Raw genomic sequence first — 15,664 nt, 5'->3', positions numbered from 1 at the left:
AAGAGACAGCCCACACCACCTAGGGTCAACGCCGTGTTGAAGAAACGTCCCGCCCTCCTCTGGCTCCTGGCCCCCTACGCGCTCTACCTAGCCGCCCTCCCCTTGGTGAACCGAGTCCACCCCACCATCCTGGGCCTCCCCTTCCTCTTCTTCTGGCTCCTCCTCGCAACCCTCCTCACCCCGGCAGGGGTCTGGCTCACCTGGCGCGCCGACCGCAAGCGAGGCCGAGTGTGAACGCCACCGTCGCGACGACCGTCTTCGGCGTCTTCATGGTCCTCACCGTCGCCCTGGGCCTGCTGGCCGTCCGCGGCCGGGGCGCGGGCGGCGGCATCGCCGAGTGGTCGGTGGGCGGCCGCAGCCTCGGCACGGTGATGATCTGGGTCCTGATGGCGGGTGAGGGCTACACCAGCTTCAGCTACCTGGGAGCCGCGGGCTGGGGCTACAACTTCGGCTCACCCGTCCTCTACGTGATCGCCTACCTCTCCTGCGGCTACGCGATCGGCTACGTCGTCGGCCCGACCCTCTGGTCGTACGCCCGCCGGCACGGCCTCGTCTCGATCACCGACATGGTGGCGCACCGCTACAACCGCCCCTGGCTGGGCGCCCTGGTCGCCGTCCTCGCGACCGTTTGCCTGCTGCCGTACATCCAGCTCCAGATCACCGGCATGGGCGTCGTCGTCTCGACGATCTCCTACGGCGCCATCAGCCTGAACTGGGCCTATTTCATCGCCTTCGCCGTCACCACCGCCTTCGTCGTGATCAGCGGCCTGCGCGGCAGCGCGTGGGTCTCGGTGCTCAAGGACGTCCTGGTCATCGGCACGCTCGCCTTCCTCGCGATCTACGTTCCGCTGCACCACTTCGACGGCTACGGACCGTTTCTCGACCGCCTGGTGGCGGAGAAGCCGGAGTGGCTCACCCTGAGCGGACACGGCGGCAGCGGGCTGGGCATGACCTGGTTCGCGACCACCAGCTTCCTCAACTCCCTCACCGTCGTCATCTTCCCCACCACGGTGGCCGGTTACCTGGGCGCCCGCAGCGCCGACGCCCTGCGGCGCAACGCCATCTTCCTGCCCTTCTACAACGTGCTCCTCTTCGTCCCCATGCTGCTGGGCATGGCCGCGATCTTCGTCGTGCCCGGCCTCACCGGCGCGGGCTCGAACCTGGCGCTGTTCAAGCTGGTCGTGGACTCGCTGCCGGCCTGGCTGGTCGGCGTGATCGGGGTGGCGGCGGCGCTGTCGTCCATCGTGCCGATGGCGGTGTTCATGCTGGTCATCGGGACGATGTGGGGCCGGAGCGTACTGGGGACGGTGCCCGCGCTCGTCGACCGGCCGCGACGGCAGCGGTTCGCGGCGCAGACCGTGGTGGTCGTGGCGGGCCTGCTGGCACTGATCCTCACCTACGCCGCGCCCAACACCCTGGTCCGGCTCTCGCTCATCTCCTACGAGGGCATGGCCCAGCTCGTCCCCATGATCCTGCTGGGTCTGGTGTGGCGGAGGGTGACGCTATGGGGCGCCCTGAGCGGCCTGTTCGTGGGCGGCACTCTCGTCTGCGCGCTCGTCTTCACCGAGCACGACCCGGTGGGCGGGGTGAACGCGGGCGCCTTGGCGCTCGGCGTGAACCTCGTCGTCACCCTGGCGGTCTCCTGGCTGGGACCCGGACCGGTCGACGAGCGGCCGGACGCCGAGGTACTGGCCTCGGACCCGGGACCGGAGGAGGGCGCGGACGCCGAACGGGTGCCGGCGGCGGGCGGCGCCTGAGCGGCAGCGGTATGGAAGCGGCGGAGAAGCGGAGCCACCCCCGGCCGGTGGGATTGTCAGTGGGGACGTCTACCATCGGAACGATTGCACGACCGGCTGAAGGACGGCCTGAAGGACCGACCGGCTCAAGGGCCGCTCACCGACAGCTCGCCGACAGCCGTAAGCAGCGTTCAGCCGACCGAGAGTCCAAAGGGGGGAACATGATCCGGCGCGCCATCCGCACGCACATCGTCGTGTTCCTGGCCCTGTGCGCGGAACTCCTGCTCGCGCAGTGCGGATTGCTGAGCATCCTCATGAGCGCGGTCGCCGTCGCCTCCACGACCGCCGTCGCGGCGGCGCTGACGCTCTGCGCCGTCCTCGTGGCGGCCGTGCGCACCGGGCCGCTGACGCCGACGCGAATACGCACCGCGATACGGGACAGGGAGCGGCGTACGGCCTTCCTCGCCCAACGCGACCCCGACGCCCGGGGCCGCCGGCGCCCGAGGGCACCCGGCCGTCTCGTCCTGACGACCGCGTAACCGCTCCCCGTCGCCCGCGCGGGGCCTCACCACCTCCGCCGCGTGCGCGCACCGCCTTCCGACGCGGTGCGGCACGGGCGAGGCACGACACGTCCTCCTCCCCTACGAGCCGCCGCACCGATCACCCGCCCGACGGCTCGGGGGTCCGAACGCGTCCTCACCGAGGCCCGTCCCGCCGACACCCGCCCCGCCCGCCGCGGGGCATGTCGACGGCGAGGAGCCGCGCGGCTCGTCACGCCGAATCCGGCGGCCGGTGGCCGCGCCTGTCGCGTCACCACCGGTCCGCCGTACCGATCTCCGGCACGACGAGACCCCGTGGAGGGCTCCACCATGTCCTTTTTCGCGCCCCTGGGTGCACTCCTGTCCCATGTCGCCGACGCGCTCGAACCCGCCTTCGGGACCACGGCGACGGCCGTCACCATCGTCCTGCTCACCCTGTGCGTACGGCTCTGCCTGCACCCCCTGTCCCGGTCCGCCGCCCGTGGCGAACGGGCCAAGGCGGCACTGGCTCCACGGCTCGCGGAGCTCAAGCGCAAGCACGGCAAGGACCCGGAGCGGCTGCGGCAGGCGACGGCCGAGCTGTACCGGGAGACCGGTGTGTCCCCCGTGGCCGGCTGCCTGCCCATGCTCGTCCAACTGCCCGTCTTCTACCTCATGTACCACCTCTTCTCGACCGGCTCCGGAGGTGACCTCCTCGACCACACCCTGTTCGGCGCCCCGCTCGGCGGCCGGTGGACGGGCGCCCTCGCCGACGGCGGGCCGCTGGGCTCGCACGGGCTCGTCTACCTGGCGCTGTTCGCGGTCGTGACCGCCGTCGCCACCTGGACCTTCCGGCGCGCCCGCCGGATGGCCGCCGAGACCCCGTTCCCCACCGCGCCCGCCGGCGGGGCCGGCGAGCCGGGCGCGGAGGCGGTGGCCCTGGTCGCACGGATCTCGCCGTTCCTGTCCTTCGCCACGCTGATCACCGTCGCGGTCGTCCCGCTCGCCGCCGCCCTGTACGTGGTGACGACGACGCTGTGGACGGCGGTCGAACGCGCGTATCTCTACCGGGCGAAGGCCGGTACGGACGGCGGCGGCGAGAACGGCGGAGGCGCGCCCGCGCCCCGTGCCACGACCGGGTGAAAGAAATCGGGCGGGACGGCCGTCCGAAGGCCGGTCGTCACCGTCCACAGGCCGAAACGCCCCTTGCCGACCGCCCCCCGGATCTTGGACGATCGACCGGGCGTGCATCACGCACCGAGTCCGCCCAAGCACCGGAAGGTCGTACCGATGAAGCTGCTCCGGGTCGGTCCGGCGGGGGCGGAGCGCCCCGCGCTGCTGGACGAGGAGGGCACGCTCCGCGACCTCTCCGCGCTCGTCCCGGACGTGGACGGCGCCCTGCTCGGCGACCGGCCGCTGCTCGCCCACATCCGGGCTGCCGTCGGCGCGCGCGTGCTCGCCGCCCTGGACCCGGCGGGCCTGCGCGTCGGCCCGCCGGTGGCCCGGATCGGCAAGATCGTCTGTGTGGGGCTCAACTACCGTGCCCACGTGGCGGAGATCGGCGCCCGCACCCCCACGGAGCCCGCCCTCTTCCTCAAGGCCCCGGACACCGTCGTCGGTCCGGACGATCCCGTACTGGTCCCGCCCGGCAGCGTCAAGACCGACTGGGAGGCCGAGCTCGCCGTCGTCATCGGCCGCACGGCCCGTCGCCTGACCACGGACGAGGAGGCGCTGGACGCCATCGCGGGCTACACCATCAGCAACGACGTGTCCGAACGCGCCTACCAGCTCGAACGCGGCGGCCAGTGGGACAAGGGCAAGAACTGCGAGACGTTCAACCCGCTCGGCCCCTGGCTCGTGACCGCCGACGAGGTGCCCGACCCTCAGGACCTGACGATCCGCGCTTGGGTCAACGGCGCGCTGATGCAGGAGGGGAGCACGGCGGACCAGCTCTTCCCCGTCGCTCATCTCGTGCGCTACATCAGCGGGTTCATGACGCTCTACCCTGGGGACGTCATCAACACCGGCACCCCGGCGGGCGTCGCCCTGGGCAGGCCCGAGCCCAAGCCGTACCTCCGCTCCGGAGACGTCGTCGAACTGGCCATCGACGGTCTGGGGCGGCAGCGGCAGCACCTCAAGGACGGTTAGGCGCAGGCCGAGGACGGTAGGCGCAGGGCCAGGACGGGTAGGCGCCAAGCGGGCGTCCGGGCGGGGCCGAGGCGGGGTGCGTTCGGGGGAACGGGCGCGTGTGCTGCCCGAGGGGGTCGGTTGCGATGTGCTTATTTTCGGATATGCGGCACAGTTTTCGCCGAGCCTGCCTCCGGATCCGTCCCACCGCCCGGGCCACGGTCGCCGCGACCGCCACGGTCCTGGCGGCGACGGTCAGCGGCGCCCTGCTGCTCTGCGCTTTCACCGCCCCCGCCACCACCGACCCGGACGCCGAGGCGCGCTGCGCGGCGGGTGCTCCCGGCGCGTGCGTCGGCGGCGCCCCCCTCGCCGGCTCCGACCGGATCGGAACGGAGGCGGGCCGGTACGACGACCGGGACGCCTCGCCCTGGCCCTTCGGCTCCGCGACCCCCACGGCCTTCCCCACCGACCCCGCTCTCCGCGCCCGCCTCCCCATCACCGTCGCTCCCTTGTCCGCCGCCCGACCCGTCGATGACGACCGGCAACAGGGCCACCACGGGCCTCCCATGAGCGGGGACATGGCCCTCGGCGGCTCCCTGATCCTCCTGGGCTCGGGCCTCGCCCTGACCGTCCTCTACCGCTCACGAACGGAGGGATGAAGGACAAAGAGGGAGCCAAAGAGGAGGTGGCGCACGTCACGCCGTAGCCCGTCACGTTCGAGTCCGCCGGCCCGTCCAGACGACGACCGGTCTCCAGCCGACCGGTCCGGCCCGGAGAGAGGACGAGACATGGAAACCGTGACCGTACGACGCGTCATCGCGGCACCGATCGCCGACGTCTTCGAGTGGTGCGCCACGACCACCAACTACACCCGCTCCCCGTTCGTCCTCAAGGCCCGCCTGGCCCGCCCGGGCGCGGGCGCCCCCTACGGGGTGGGCGCCGTCCGGCTGCACACCTGGCTGATCGGCTGGTTCCGCGAACGTGTCACCGCCTACAACCCGCCGTACGACTTCGCCTACGACGTCGAACGCAGCTGGCCTCCGGCGCGTCACGAACTCGGCCGCATGACGTTCACCGAGACCCCGGAAGGCACTCTCGTCACCTGGACGACCACCTTCGGCCTCCCCTTCCACGGCGGCGCCGCCTTCGCCCGCCGCGTCGCCAAGCCGGTCATCACCCGCGTCTTCGCCGACATCCTGTCCGCATGCGACCGGTCCCTCACCACCGCTCGCACCTGACACATTCGGCCCGAATCCATCTCCTCCGTGCGGTGCGGCGCGGCATGGGCGGGAGGCGCCGTCCGGCCGTCACTCCCGGGAGAACGCCGTGGTGCCGTCCGAGACGGCCATGAAAGGATCTCCGCCTGTCCGCCGGCTCGCACCACGGAGACGAACGATGTACGCGATACCTCTGGACGACGACGGCGCCGAGCTGTGCCCCATCGAACCCTGGCAGGCCGACGAGTTCCTGGCGGTCATCGACCGGGGACGGGACAGCATCGGCCGGTACGTCTCACTCCCGAGCAGGGTCACGGACCTGGAGTCGAGCCGCGCGTACCTCCGGTCGTACATGGACAAGGCCGCCGCCGACACCGGTCGGCTGTACGGCATCCGGGTGGAGGGCAAGCTGGTGGGCGCGGTGCTGTTCCGCGTCATGGACGTCGAACAGGGCACCGCGGAGGTCGGCTGCTGGCTGGAGCCGGCGGCGACGGGCAGGGGGTTGGTGACCCGCGCCGCGCGGCACATCATCGACTGGGCCGTCGAGGAACGCGGTATCCACCGCGTCGAATGGCAGGCGATGACCGGCAACGCGCCCAGCATCGCCGTCGCGCGCCGGCTCGGCATGACGAAGGACGGCGTCCTGCGGGAGTACTTCCTCCACGACGGAAAGCGGCACGACATCGAGGTCTGGTCGGTCCTCGCCCCGGAATGGCGCGCGGCGAAGGCCGCCGCCGGGTAGTGCCGGCTCCGCTTTGGCCGAAGGGCGAGGCCGACCGGACTCTTCCTCCGCGTCGGAAGCCGTTCCTTGATGCTCACTCCGGACCGTGCCGCTCGCGGACGGCCCTGACAAACGCCGACCAGGCGCCGCGCTCGAAAGTGCAGGTTCCCAGGTCACGCGCCTTGGTGTCACGGACGGCTATGCGGTGGTCGGGGGCGGCCCGGTATTCGACGCACTGCTCGCCGCCGCCATCGCCGCTGTACGAGGACTTCCGCCAGTGGCTTTCCGGTGACGGGGTACGTATCACTGTGCACCTCTCTGATGTTGTTCGAGCTCGTGCACGATGGACTCCATCAGCTCGGCGGACTGCGCTGCCGGCAGCGCGGCTGCCCTCAGGCGGTCGATCGCCTTCCACGATTTCCTGACCGCTTCATCGTCCTCCAGGTACAGACTGTCGTCGAGGTACGGGATGTGTACGACATCCAGGTTGAGGGGCTTGGGGTAAGAGAACACCGTGAACGAGCCCTGGCAGATGGTCCATTCGTGCTGACGGAAGGGGACGACCTGGATCGTCAGCTGGGGCGGTCGGCATACGGCGATGAGGTGGCGGAGCTGGGCCGCCAGGACGGCAGGGCCGCCGATTTGCTGGTGTAGGACGCCTTCCTGGAGAAGAACCAGGTATCGCGGCGGATTGTCCCGCCGGAGGATGTTCTGCCGTGCGAGGCGGAAATCGGCCCAGAAGTCGACCTCCTCGCCGGACAGGTGCGGGGAGGCTTGGCGGATGATGGATGTGGCGTACTCCCGGGTCTGTAGTAGCCCCGGGACGACTTGGGTTTGGAGCGTGGTGATCCGCGCGGCCTCCGACTCCAGGGCCAGCAACTCCTTGAAATCCGCTCTCAGCCTGCTGCTGTAGCCGCGCCACCAAGTGCGCTGGTTCCCCTCGGCGGCCAGCGCGATCAGCCACTCTCGCATCTTCTCGTCGGCGACTTCGTAAAGAGCGAAGAGCGTCTCCAGCTCCAGGCGGGTCACGCGGTGGCGGCCGTTCTCGATACGGCTGATCTTCGTGTTGTCGGTGTGGATCGCCTGAGCCGCGTCGGAGGCGGTGACGCCCGCCGCCTCGCGTGCCTCCCTGAGCGCGGTGCCGAGTCGGAGCCGACGGGCCGTACGGCGGGACGTGTGGGCCATGTGCTGCTTCTCCCCCTTGAGTGCTCCTGTCCAGGGTGGTGTGTTGGGTGGGTGCCTCCCCTCAATGTGCGGATTGATCACTCGGAAGGGTGAATAAGCCAATTTGGAAGGCTAGCCCTTGTCGAATGGGTGCATGCTGATGGAGCAAGGCGCAACGGGCAACCTGCATAGGCCGGTTGCTGCCCAAACAAGGGGGGCGGGGCTCGTGACGTACAGAACCGGCACCTTCGTCGTGGACGTCCGGGAGAACCGGCTCGTCCAGGTGATCGGCGCGGCGGAGGGCCGTGTGCAGGTCCGCAGGCCGGGCGGGGGCCTGGAGTGGGAAGTGCCGCCGTCCGTCCTGCGATTGGCGACGCGGGAGGAGCGGAACGCGGCGGGGTTGCGGCCGTACCAGACGGGTTGCGGCCGATGCGCGGAGCTGGAGGCGGCCAGGCAGGCCGCCGCGGCCGGCGGGGACGCGGCGGCGTCGGGGCAGGCCAAGGTCACGGCGCTGACTCATTGGGTGATGGAGCACTGCCTGCGGCAGGAAGGGGAGCGATGATGGAAAGGACCACCGGCCGCCTCATGCGGCACTGCGGACACGAGGCGGGCTGGGAAGCGGGCGGCGGCGCGCACCGCTGCCTCGCCTGCGGGACGTGCCGCTTCACGGAGTACGGCGCGCTGCGACCACCCGGACCGCTGCCGCCGGGGCCGCCGACTCCCGGACCGCTACGGCTCGACGGAAGCGGCGCCGACCCGGTGGAGGCCGCCACCACGTGGCCACTCGGCGCGTCGGACCCGCACCCTCCCGCCGCAAATCCGTACGGGGAAGACAGGTTGACCCCCGCGCCTCACCGGCCTCAGCCCGCTGCCGCGCGATCCAAGATCATGGCCGCGTGGACGCCGATACCCCAGGGGTCGGCATCGGCGATGGCCCGGTAGCCCCAGGAACGGTACGCCGCCCCGGCGGACGTCGCGGCGCGGTGGACGCTGAGCAGGACCTGGTCCGCGTCCGTGGTGCGCAGCAGGGTGTCGTGGAGCCGGCGGGCGAGCCCGCGCCGCCGGTGGGTGGCGCGGACGGCCAACTCCATAAGGTAGAAGGCGCGGTGCCGGTCGGTGGGGGCGATGTAAGGGTCCCACCAGCCGGACTGCCGGTCCAAGGCGCGGCCCAGGGCCATACCGGCGGGAGTTCCGTCAGCCGCACGGGCGAGGGCCGCGCGGAAAGTGGGGTGCGCGGCCTCCGCGTGGAAGCGTTCGAAGGCCAGGGCGACGTCCGCTTCGGTCTCGCCGTAAGGCGGCTCCCCGAACGTCTCGGCGTACACCAGCCGGAAGGCGTCCACGGCCCGGACCGCCGCCGGTCCGTCCATGGTCTCCACGGCGGGGAGGCCGGCCGCGTCGCGGAAGACGTGCTGAGTCATGGCCGTCATTCCAGCACCCGGCACGGCCCGGCGTCCGGGCGGGGTGAGGAAGGAGAGGGGCAGAGAGGGAAGTTGAGAAAAGGCGAGAAGAGAAGGAGGTGGTGTCCTGGAAAATCCGCAGCCGGAGCGGCAGCGCCCGGCCCGGCCGCCGCAGCCGGAGGGCGTCCGGCCCGCCCTCGCCCGCCGCCGCGACGGGAGATCCCGGCGCGGGAGAGGTGCGCGGCCGAACGGCAGCCGGCGGCGGCAGCGTTCGCGGAGTCGTCAGAGGGTGACCGTCCGGCCCTCCGTCGCCGAGAGCCTCGCCGCTTCCAGGACGCGCAGTGTCGCGGCCGCTTCGGTCGCGGTGACCGGCGGGCGGCCGCCTGTGCGCAGCGCCTCGACGATCGCCGCGTAGTAGGAGGGGTAGTCGCCGGGGAGGGTCGGTACGGGCTCGCCGCCGCCGGTCAGGGGGGACTCGCCTTCCCCGAGCCGGCCCCACAGGGAGCGCGGTTCGACGCCCCAGGGCGTGCCGTCGTCCGGGCGCAGGCCCTCGCGGAGGGCGGCCTCCTGGGGGTCGAGGCCGTACTTGACGTACCCGCCTTCGCTGCCCAGCACCCGGAAGCGCGGGCCGAGTTGCGGGGTGGTGGCGCTCATCCAGAGGTGGGAGCGGACGCCGTCGGCGTGGCGGAGGGCGATGAAGGTGTCGTCGTCCGCCTCGGCGCCGGGCCGGCGGATGTCCGCTTCCGCGTAGACGGAGACGGCCGGTCCGAAGAGGGTCAGCGCCTGGTCGACGAGGTGGCTGCCGAGGTCGTAGAGGAGGCCGCCCAGCTCGGCCGGGTCACCGGACTCGCGCCAGCCGCCCTTGGGGCGCGGGCGCCACCGCTCGAAGCGGGACTCGAAGCGCAGCACGCGGCCGAGGCTGCCGTCGCCCACCAGGGACCGGACGGTACGGAAGTCGTTGTCCCAGCGGCGGTTCTGGAAGACGCTGAGCATCAACCCGCGCCGCTCGGCGAGCGCGCCGAGGTCCTCCGCCTCGGCGGCGGTGGCGGCGAGGGGTTTGTCGACGACGACCGGCAGTCCGGCCTCCAGGGCGCGGCGGGCCAGCGGCACATGGGTGCGATTGGGGGAGGCGACGACGATCAGGTCGAGTTCGCCGGAGCGGGCGAAGAGCTCCTCGGGGTCGGCGGCGGCCCGGGTCCCGGGGTGTTCGGTGGCGACCTGCCGCTGCCGTTCCGGGTTGGCGGTGACGACCGTGTCGAGGGCCAGGCCCTCGGTGGCGGCGATCAGGGGGGCGTGGAAGAACGACCCGGCGGTGCCGTAGCCGATCAGGCCGACGCGGAAGGGGGTGTCGGAGATGCCGTCCATGCCGCCACTTTGGCAACAGTGTTGCAAAAGTGCAAGCGCCCACGACAATGGTTCCGTGAACAGGACCGATCCCGGAGCCAACCTGGCCGCGCTGCGCGACCACAACACCGCCGTCGTCCTCGGGCTGCTGCGCTGCGCCGGCCCGGCCGGCGCGAGCCGGGCCGAGCTCGCCGCCCGGGCGGGACTCACGCCACAGGCCGTCAGCAAGATCGCGGGCCGGCTGCGGGACGCCGGACTGGCCGCCGAGGCGGGCCGCCGCGCCTCCACGGGCGGCAAGCCGGCGACGGCCCTGCGGCTGGTCCCCGGTGCCGCCCACGCCGTGGGCGTGCACCTCGACCGGGACGCGCTCACCGTGACCCTCGTCGACCTCACCGGCGTCGAGCGGGCCACCCACGCCGCGCCGCTCGACTTCGGGGCCGGGGCGGAGGCCGTCCTGGACGCGGTGGCCGGCGCGGTGACCGCGCTGCTCGCCGAACACGCGACCGGCGACGTGCTCGGAGCCGGCGTCGCCGTCCCCGGGCCCCTCGACCACCGCAGCGGCGTCCTCCACCGGGTCACCGGCTTCCCCCGGTGGGACGGCTTCCCGCTGCGGGACGCGCTCGGCGAACGGCTCGGGCTGCCCGTCGTCGTCGACAAGGACACCAACGCCGCCGCCCTCGGCCTCGCCCTCCGCGCCCCCCGAACGGCCGGCTCCTTCGCCTACCTGCACCTGGGCACCGGCCTCGGCGCCGGACTCGTCCTCGACGGCGGCGTCCACCGCGGCCCACGCACCGGCGCCGGGGAGTTCGGGCACCAGGTCGTCATGGTCGACGGCCCGCTGTGCGCCTGCGGGGACCGGGGCTGCCTTGAGGCACTGTGCCTCGCCGCCGTCGCGGACGGCGACACAGCGCGGGCCGCGCGGCTGCTCGGCATCGGCGCGCTCAACCTCGTACGCCTGCTGGACATCGACGGCGTCCTGCTGGGCGGCGGCGTGGTCCTCGCGCGGCCCGCGGCCTTCGTGGACGGGGTCCGGGATGTGCTCGGCGGAGCGGTGCCGGTCGACGTCGCCCCCGAAGGGGCGCGCGTGGTCGTGGGAGGCGCGGCGGAGCTGGTGCTCGCGCCCCTGTTCGGGGTCTGAGGGCGGCCGGGCCCCGGGAGCGCCGCCGGGCCGGGCCGTCACCCCTCCGGGGGAACGGAATGCACCCTTCCGCGCCCATCGCGTTGTTCCTCATGCGATGTCCGCTTTCCGCGCCGCTCCCCGGAAGGGAACCCCCATGAGAACCACCACGCTCCTGCCCGCCCTCACCGCCGCCCTGCTGTTCACCGCCGTGGCCCCCGCCACCGCCGCGCCGCACGGGATCAGCCGGGCGTACCAGGACCCGGCGGGCAAGGCCGCCACCCACACCCTCCTCTGCCCCGGGCGTGAACACGCCCACAGCGGAGGGGCACAGGTGGAACCGCACAACTACGTGGCCGCCTCCTATCCCACGGCCGACCGCCGCGGCTGGACGATCACGACCGAGCCGCTGCCGGGCAACACCCGGGGCCGCAAGGTGATCCTGTACGTCCTCTGCGCCTGACCGAGGCTCGCGAACCACCGACCGCACAACCGCGCACGGGCGCCCGCACTCCGTCCGGGTGAGCCGCCCTTCGTCCCAACGGGCGGAAGTCCGCCGCCGGCCGGGGGACATGCCCGTCGTGTCCTTCGTCTTCCGGCCCGTGACGGGGATGTTCCCGGCTGACCGGAGTTCCGGATGTCCGGAGAGTCCCCAGCCGTAAAGGTTCCCCGATGCCGCTGTCCCGCGTGCTGCCGATCCCCGTGACCGCCGCGCACGCCCTCCCGGCGCGCGCGGCGGCGTTCGTCCTGCCGGTGTTCGTCCTCCCGGCCCTCGTCCTCGGCCCCGCCGCCGCCGGAGCCGCGCCCCCCGCCGCCGTCCACCGCGGCGACCGGCAGGGGTGTGGGGACACGGGCCGCGAGTTCCCGATCGCCTCCCGGCTCGCCGGGGGCCCCGACGTCTACGAGCGCGGCGCCGCCGGACCCGCCTGGGAGCTGGAGCTCCGCAACGTCACGGGCGAGGACTGCCGGGACGTCCACCCCGTCGCCGTCCTGTCCGACGGCCGACGGGCGCTCCGGCCCGACCACATCCACCTGGAGTTCTACGACAAGGACGGGGCGCGCTGGCGACCGGTGCGCTTCGAGCGGACGGAGGAGGCGGAGAACGTCGGCGTCCTGGACGGCGGTACGCCCGGCTTCCGGGGCTTCACGGTCCCCGCCCACCGCACGGTCGTCGTCCCACTGCGCCTCGGCTTCACCGACGCGGCGCCCGAGGGACCCGTCACCGCGAACGTCACCGCGGTCCAGCGGCGCGGCGCGGACGGCGCCTGGGTGGGGGAGTCCGGCGACTACACCTTCACCGTCGCCCCCGCCGCCGCTCCCGCGCCCTCGCCCGTCAGGCCGGGCCCCACGCCGCCCGCGGTTCCCGGGCACGACCCCGGCCCGCCCGTCCTCGCCGCCACGGGCGGCTCGTACACCGTCCCCGTGCTCGGCGCCGTCGCCTGCCTCTGCCTCGGCGGCGGCGCGGGGCTGCTGCTGTGGGCCCGCCGGATGAAGCGCTGACGGACGCCGGAGAGCACCGCGGGGCGGGGCAAGACGTCCGTACCGGTCTCGGAGGGTGCCGTCACGGGCTGACTAGGCTGGGAGGTGCCGGCCGGCGGGCGAGCCCCGCCGGTCCGGTTCGTCCCCGATCCGGCGAGGGGCCCCGCGGGCCCGACGACGGGCCGCCCAGCATGGCAGGAGTTCCGCAGTGGCAGAGCGCAAGCCCATCGAGTCCTGGCTCACCGACATGGACGGTGTGCTGATGCACGAAGGCGTCCCGGTACCGGGGGCGGACACCTTCATCTCCCGGCTCCGGGACTCCGGCAAGCCCTTCCTGGTCCTCACCAACAACTCCATCTACACCCCGCGCGACCTGCACGCCCGCCTCCAGCGGATCGGCCTCGACGTGCCGGTCGGCAACATCTGGACGTCCGCCCTGGCCACCGCCCAGTTCCTGGACGACCAGCGGCCGGGCGGCACCGCGTACGTCATCGGCGAGGCCGGGCTGACCACCGCGCTGCACGACATCGGCTACGTCCTCACCGACGCGGACCCCGACTACGTCGTGCTCGGGGAGACGCGTACGTACTCCTTCGAAGCGCTCACCAAGGCGATCCGGCTGATCAACGCGGGCGCCCGGTTCATCGCCACCAACCCCGACGAGACCGGCCCCTCCGCCGAGGGCGCCCTGCCCGCCACCGGCTCCGTCGCCGCGCTGATCACCAAGGCGACCGGCCGCGAACCCTACTTCGTCGGCAAGCCCAACCCGCTGATGATGCGGGCCGGTCTGAACGTCATCGGCGCCCACTCGGAGACCAGTGCGATGATCGGCGACCGGATGGACACGGACGTCCTCGCCGGGCTGGAGGCGGGCATGGAGACGTTCCTGGTGCTCACCGGGCTGACCCGGCCGGACGAGATCGACCGCTACCCCTTCCGTCCGTACCGCGTCGTCGACTCGATCGCGGATCTCACCGAACTGATCTGAAACGGGCGTTGCGGGTGTCATCGCCGGAGAGACGCGGACATCCGCGGAGGTCGCTCTCCCCGGACGGCGGACACCGGTGCCCGCCGTCCGGGCGGTACGGACATCCGGATCGTCACCGGTTGGAGTAACGGGAGCACGGAGCGGATGCGCGGCCGGTCCCGGGCAGGTGAACTTCTGAGGTATCAGGAGGTTCATCATGGTTTCAGTCCGCTCCGCACTCTGTGGTGCGCTGGCGGCGGTCGCCGTCGGCACCGCTCCCGCCCATGCCCTCGATGATCCCGTGACCACCCGTACCGGAACGGTCGAAATCGTCCCCGTCACCGCCAAACCCGGCTCCGACGTACGGATCCGCGTCTCCGGGTGTGCCGGCGAACGAGCCACGGCCGTCTCGGAGGCGTTCGTGACCGAGGCCAAGCTCACCCGCGACGCCACCGGGCACCTTGCCGACGCCACCGTCCGCTCCACCACCACCGCCGGCACCTACCCGGTGCGCGTCAGCTGCGACGGGCGGGACGGCCACGCCGAAGGCCAGCTGACCGTCATCCCGGACGCCGGCGCGGCCTCCCTGCCCGAGGCCCACGACGGCCGGGGTCCCGCCGCGGGCGGCCCCGACGGCTTCGCCGCCCAGGACCACGACCACGGCGTCCCCGTCGCGCCGGTCCCGGCCGGAGGCGGCGGCACGGCCCCCGTCGCCGCCTCGGGTACGCCCGGCACCCCCGGCCTCGTCGTCGGTGGCGTCGGGGTACTGATCGCCGGTGGTCTGATCTGGTACCGCCGACGGACCGAGGCGGGCCGACGGTGAACGGAGGCGACCGGGTGCCATGTCGGAACCACACGCCAGCGGCCACGGCCGCCTCCTGACGGGCCTGGCCTGGGCCGCCCTGCTGATCGCCCTGTGGCTCTGGGGACGCGAGGTCACGGAGGTGCCCGTGGGCGCCTGGCCGGCCACCGGCGACGTGGCCGCCGCCGGCCGGCCGCCTGCCCAGGAGCTGCCCCCGCCGCACGCCCCGCTGCCCGGAGCCCAGCCGGAGCGGCTGGCCATCCGGGCCACGGGGCTGCGCGCGCCGATCGAGGGCCACGGCCTCACGCCCCAGGGGGCGGTGGAGCCGCCGCCCTACGACCGGCCGAACGCCGTCGCCTGGTACCGGGGCGGACCCCAGCCCGGCAGCCTCGGCGCGGCCGTGCTCGTCGGGCACCTGGACACCGAACGGGCGCCCGCCGTCTTCTACGACCTGGGCAAGCTCAAGCGAGGCGAGACCGTCACCGTCTCCCGGGTCGACGGCTCCACCGCCGACTTCACCGTCGAGGACGTCACCGTCTTCACCAAGGACCGGTTCGACGCCGCCAAGGTCTACGGCCCCCACGACTCCGGCCGGGCCGAGCTCCGGCTGATCACCTGCGGCGGCGACTACGACCGCGCCCGCCGCGAGTACAGCGCCAATGTGGTCGTCTCCGCCTATCTGACCGGAAGCGGACGGGCGTGAACCGTACGAGAAGCGGCAAGTGTGCTCCGAGAGAGCGATCTGCCGTCATGTCATGAGATGACTGTCCCTACTCGTGGACACCCCTGTGCCAGCATGGGGGCGACCGGTTCATTGTCCCGAGGGGACCCGAGACGTTCCCCGGAAGTACACCCAAGGGGGAGTGGATGTACGGCAGTCACACCGGCCACACCCGTCCAGCCTGTTCGGCCCGTCCGGCACGTACGGTCTTGAGTGCGGCCTTGACCCGCACCGGCGGCGCGATGGCCGCCCTGACGGCTCTCGCCGGCCTCACCGGGCTCGTCGGCCTCACCGGCTGCTCCTCCTCCGACGACGAGGCGACCCGCCCCCGGCCCCAGCAGCCCACCGCGTCCC

20 protein-coding genes are annotated in these 15,664 nt (G+C 72.8%); 16 read left to right on the top strand and 4 right to left on the bottom strand.

Annotation, left to right across the window (positions count from 1 at the left end):
• The first annotated feature begins 33 nt into the window (after positions 1 to 33).
• The 8 genes from ACSNOK_RS20030 to ACSNOK_RS19995 all read left to right on the top strand — a co-directional run bounded on the left by ACSNOK_RS20030 (position 34) and on the right by ACSNOK_RS19995 (position 6,340).
• Entirely contained in the window at positions 34 to 234 is a 201-nt protein-coding gene (locus tag ACSNOK_RS20030; RefSeq protein ID WP_436782095.1) for a DUF3311 domain-containing protein, read from the top strand.
• Positions 231 to 1,757 carry a sodium:solute symporter family protein gene (locus tag ACSNOK_RS20025; protein ID WP_436782094.1) on the top strand — a complete coding sequence of 509 codons (1,527 nt, stop codon included), beginning with the start codon at positions 231 to 233 and terminating at the stop codon, positions 1,755 to 1,757. Before ACSNOK_RS20030 ends, ACSNOK_RS20025 begins: the two co-directional genes overlap by 4 nt.
• A gap of 200 nt (positions 1,758 to 1,957) precedes the next feature.
• Complete coding sequence (locus tag ACSNOK_RS20020; RefSeq protein WP_436782093.1) at positions 1,958 to 2,275, top strand: DUF6412 domain-containing protein; 318 nt, start codon at positions 1,958 to 1,960, stop codon at positions 2,273 to 2,275.
• Positions 2,276 to 2,605: 330 nt separating this feature from the next.
• Positions 2,606 to 3,397 carry a YidC/Oxa1 family membrane protein insertase gene (locus tag ACSNOK_RS20015; RefSeq protein WP_436782092.1) on the top strand — a complete coding sequence of 264 codons (792 nt, stop codon included), beginning with the start codon at positions 2,606 to 2,608 and terminating at the stop codon, positions 3,395 to 3,397.
• Positions 3,398 to 3,544: 147 nt separating this feature from the next.
• A complete protein-coding gene (locus ACSNOK_RS20010; RefSeq protein WP_436782091.1) occupies positions 3,545 to 4,402 on the top strand; it encodes a fumarylacetoacetate hydrolase family protein in 858 nt (285 codons plus the stop codon).
• A gap of 143 nt (positions 4,403 to 4,545) precedes the next feature.
• Positions 4,546 to 5,040 (top strand): hypothetical protein, encoded by a 495-nt coding sequence (locus tag ACSNOK_RS20005; protein ID WP_436782090.1) that lies wholly within the window; start codon positions 4,546 to 4,548, stop codon positions 5,038 to 5,040.
• A gap of 129 nt (positions 5,041 to 5,169) precedes the next feature.
• Positions 5,170 to 5,619, top strand: a complete 450-nt coding sequence (locus ACSNOK_RS20000) for an SRPBCC family protein (protein ID WP_436782089.1) — start codon at positions 5,170 to 5,172, stop codon at positions 5,617 to 5,619.
• A gap of 157 nt (positions 5,620 to 5,776) precedes the next feature.
• Positions 5,777 to 6,340, top strand: a complete 564-nt coding sequence (locus ACSNOK_RS19995; RefSeq protein WP_436782088.1) for a GNAT family N-acetyltransferase — start codon at positions 5,777 to 5,779, stop codon at positions 6,338 to 6,340.
• 73 nt (positions 6,341 to 6,413) lie between these two features.
• On the opposite strand, the gene ACSNOK_RS19990 is transcribed toward ACSNOK_RS19995, so the two are convergent.
• Positions 6,414 to 6,626 carry a DUF397 domain-containing protein gene (locus tag ACSNOK_RS19990; protein ID WP_436782087.1) on the bottom strand — a complete coding sequence of 71 codons (213 nt, stop codon included), beginning with the start codon at positions 6,624 to 6,626 and terminating at the stop codon, positions 6,414 to 6,416.
• Entirely contained in the window at positions 6,623 to 7,504 is an 882-nt protein-coding gene (locus ACSNOK_RS19985; RefSeq protein WP_436782086.1) for a helix-turn-helix domain-containing protein, read from the bottom strand. The genes ACSNOK_RS19990 and ACSNOK_RS19985 overlap by 4 nt, the downstream gene beginning before the upstream one ends.
• Before the next feature lie 205 nt (positions 7,505 to 7,709).
• On the opposite strand from ACSNOK_RS19985, the gene ACSNOK_RS19980 reads away from it, so the two are divergent.
• Positions 7,710 to 8,045, top strand: coding sequence for a hypothetical protein (locus ACSNOK_RS19980; RefSeq protein WP_436782085.1), 336 nt, complete (start codon positions 7,710 to 7,712; stop codon positions 8,043 to 8,045).
• Complete coding sequence (locus tag ACSNOK_RS19975; protein WP_436782084.1) at positions 8,042 to 8,425, top strand: DUF6255 family natural product biosynthesis protein; 384 nt, start codon at positions 8,042 to 8,044, stop codon at positions 8,423 to 8,425. The genes ACSNOK_RS19980 and ACSNOK_RS19975 overlap by 4 nt, the downstream gene beginning before the upstream one ends.
• On the opposite strand, the gene ACSNOK_RS19970 is transcribed toward ACSNOK_RS19975, so the two are convergent.
• Both ACSNOK_RS19970 and ACSNOK_RS19965 read right to left on the bottom strand, forming a co-directional pair.
• Entirely contained in the window at positions 8,344 to 8,910 is a 567-nt protein-coding gene (locus tag ACSNOK_RS19970; protein WP_436782083.1) for a GNAT family N-acetyltransferase, read from the bottom strand. The two genes, ACSNOK_RS19975 and ACSNOK_RS19970, sit on opposite strands and share 82 nt — an antisense overlap.
• Positions 8,911 to 9,162: 252 nt before the next feature.
• Positions 9,163 to 10,245 carry a Gfo/Idh/MocA family oxidoreductase gene (locus tag ACSNOK_RS19965; protein WP_436782082.1) on the bottom strand — a complete coding sequence of 361 codons (1,083 nt, stop codon included), beginning with the start codon at positions 10,243 to 10,245 and terminating at the stop codon, positions 9,163 to 9,165.
• Positions 10,246 to 10,300: 55 nt separating this feature from the next.
• Here ACSNOK_RS19965 and ACSNOK_RS19960 point away from each other — a divergent pair, with 55 nt between their 5' ends.
• The 6 genes from ACSNOK_RS19960 (at position 10,301) to ACSNOK_RS19935 (ending at position 15,292) form a co-directional block, all read left to right on the top strand.
• Positions 10,301 to 11,362 (top strand): ROK family transcriptional regulator, encoded by a 1,062-nt coding sequence (locus ACSNOK_RS19960; protein WP_436782081.1) that lies wholly within the window; start codon positions 10,301 to 10,303, stop codon positions 11,360 to 11,362.
• Positions 11,363 to 11,498: 136 nt separating this feature from the next.
• Entirely contained in the window at positions 11,499 to 11,804 is a 306-nt protein-coding gene (locus tag ACSNOK_RS19955) for a hypothetical protein (protein WP_436782080.1), read from the top strand.
• A 209-nt stretch (positions 11,805 to 12,013) separates the two neighbouring features.
• Positions 12,014 to 12,841, top strand: coding sequence for a hypothetical protein (locus tag ACSNOK_RS19950; protein ID WP_436782079.1), 828 nt, complete (start codon positions 12,014 to 12,016; stop codon positions 12,839 to 12,841).
• A 187-nt stretch (positions 12,842 to 13,028) separates the two neighbouring features.
• Entirely contained in the window at positions 13,029 to 13,808 is a 780-nt protein-coding gene (locus ACSNOK_RS19945; protein ID WP_436782078.1) for an HAD-IIA family hydrolase, read from the top strand.
• Positions 13,809 to 14,004: 196 nt separating this feature from the next.
• Positions 14,005 to 14,610, top strand: a complete 606-nt coding sequence (locus tag ACSNOK_RS19940) for a hypothetical protein (RefSeq protein ID WP_436782077.1) — start codon at positions 14,005 to 14,007, stop codon at positions 14,608 to 14,610.
• Positions 14,611 to 14,629: 19 nt separating this feature from the next.
• Complete coding sequence (locus ACSNOK_RS19935) at positions 14,630 to 15,292, top strand: class F sortase (protein WP_436782076.1); 663 nt, start codon at positions 14,630 to 14,632, stop codon at positions 15,290 to 15,292.
• The last annotated feature ends 372 nt before the right edge of the window (positions 15,293 to 15,664 follow it).

This window comes from Streptomyces sp. URMC 126 (assembly GCF_051386555.1).
In the GTDB taxonomy this organism is placed as follows: domain Bacteria; phylum Actinomycetota; class Actinomycetes; order Streptomycetales; family Streptomycetaceae; genus Streptomyces.
This window is presented reverse-complemented; position numbering and strand designations above follow the sequence as displayed.

Bases quoted from the DNA above. Each gene is read 5' to 3' on its own strand.
- ACSNOK_RS20020 (WP_436782093.1), top strand. From the start codon at position 1,958: ATGATCCGGCGCGCCATCCGCACGCACATCGTCGTGTTCCTGGCCCTG.
- ACSNOK_RS20015 (WP_436782092.1), top strand. From the start codon at position 2,606: ATGTCCTTTTTCGCGCCCCTGGGTGCACTCCTGTCCCATGTCGCCGAC.
- ACSNOK_RS20010 (WP_436782091.1), top strand. From the start codon at position 3,545: ATGAAGCTGCTCCGGGTCGGTCCGGCGGGGGCGGAGCGCCCCGCGCTG.
- ACSNOK_RS20005 (WP_436782090.1), top strand. From the start codon at position 4,546: ATGCGGCACAGTTTTCGCCGAGCCTGCCTCCGGATCCGTCCCACCGCC.
- ACSNOK_RS20000 (WP_436782089.1), top strand. From the start codon at position 5,170: ATGGAAACCGTGACCGTACGACGCGTCATCGCGGCACCGATCGCCGAC.
- ACSNOK_RS19995 (WP_436782088.1), top strand. From the start codon at position 5,777: ATGTACGCGATACCTCTGGACGACGACGGCGCCGAGCTGTGCCCCATC.
- ACSNOK_RS19985 (WP_436782086.1), bottom strand. From the start codon at position 7,504: ATGGCCCACACGTCCCGCCGTACGGCCCGTCGGCTCCGACTCGGCACC.
- ACSNOK_RS19975 (WP_436782084.1), top strand. From the start codon at position 8,042: ATGATGGAAAGGACCACCGGCCGCCTCATGCGGCACTGCGGACACGAG.
- ACSNOK_RS19970 (WP_436782083.1), bottom strand. From the start codon at position 8,910: ATGACGGCCATGACTCAGCACGTCTTCCGCGACGCGGCCGGCCTCCCC.
- ACSNOK_RS19965 (WP_436782082.1), bottom strand. From the start codon at position 10,245: ATGGACGGCATCTCCGACACCCCCTTCCGCGTCGGCCTGATCGGCTAC.
- ACSNOK_RS19955 (WP_436782080.1), top strand. From the start codon at position 11,499: ATGAGAACCACCACGCTCCTGCCCGCCCTCACCGCCGCCCTGCTGTTC.
- ACSNOK_RS19950 (WP_436782079.1), top strand. From the start codon at position 12,014: ATGCCGCTGTCCCGCGTGCTGCCGATCCCCGTGACCGCCGCGCACGCC.
- ACSNOK_RS19940 (WP_436782077.1), top strand. From the start codon at position 14,005: ATGGTTTCAGTCCGCTCCGCACTCTGTGGTGCGCTGGCGGCGGTCGCC.
- ACSNOK_RS19935 (WP_436782076.1), top strand. From the start codon at position 14,630: ATGTCGGAACCACACGCCAGCGGCCACGGCCGCCTCCTGACGGGCCTG.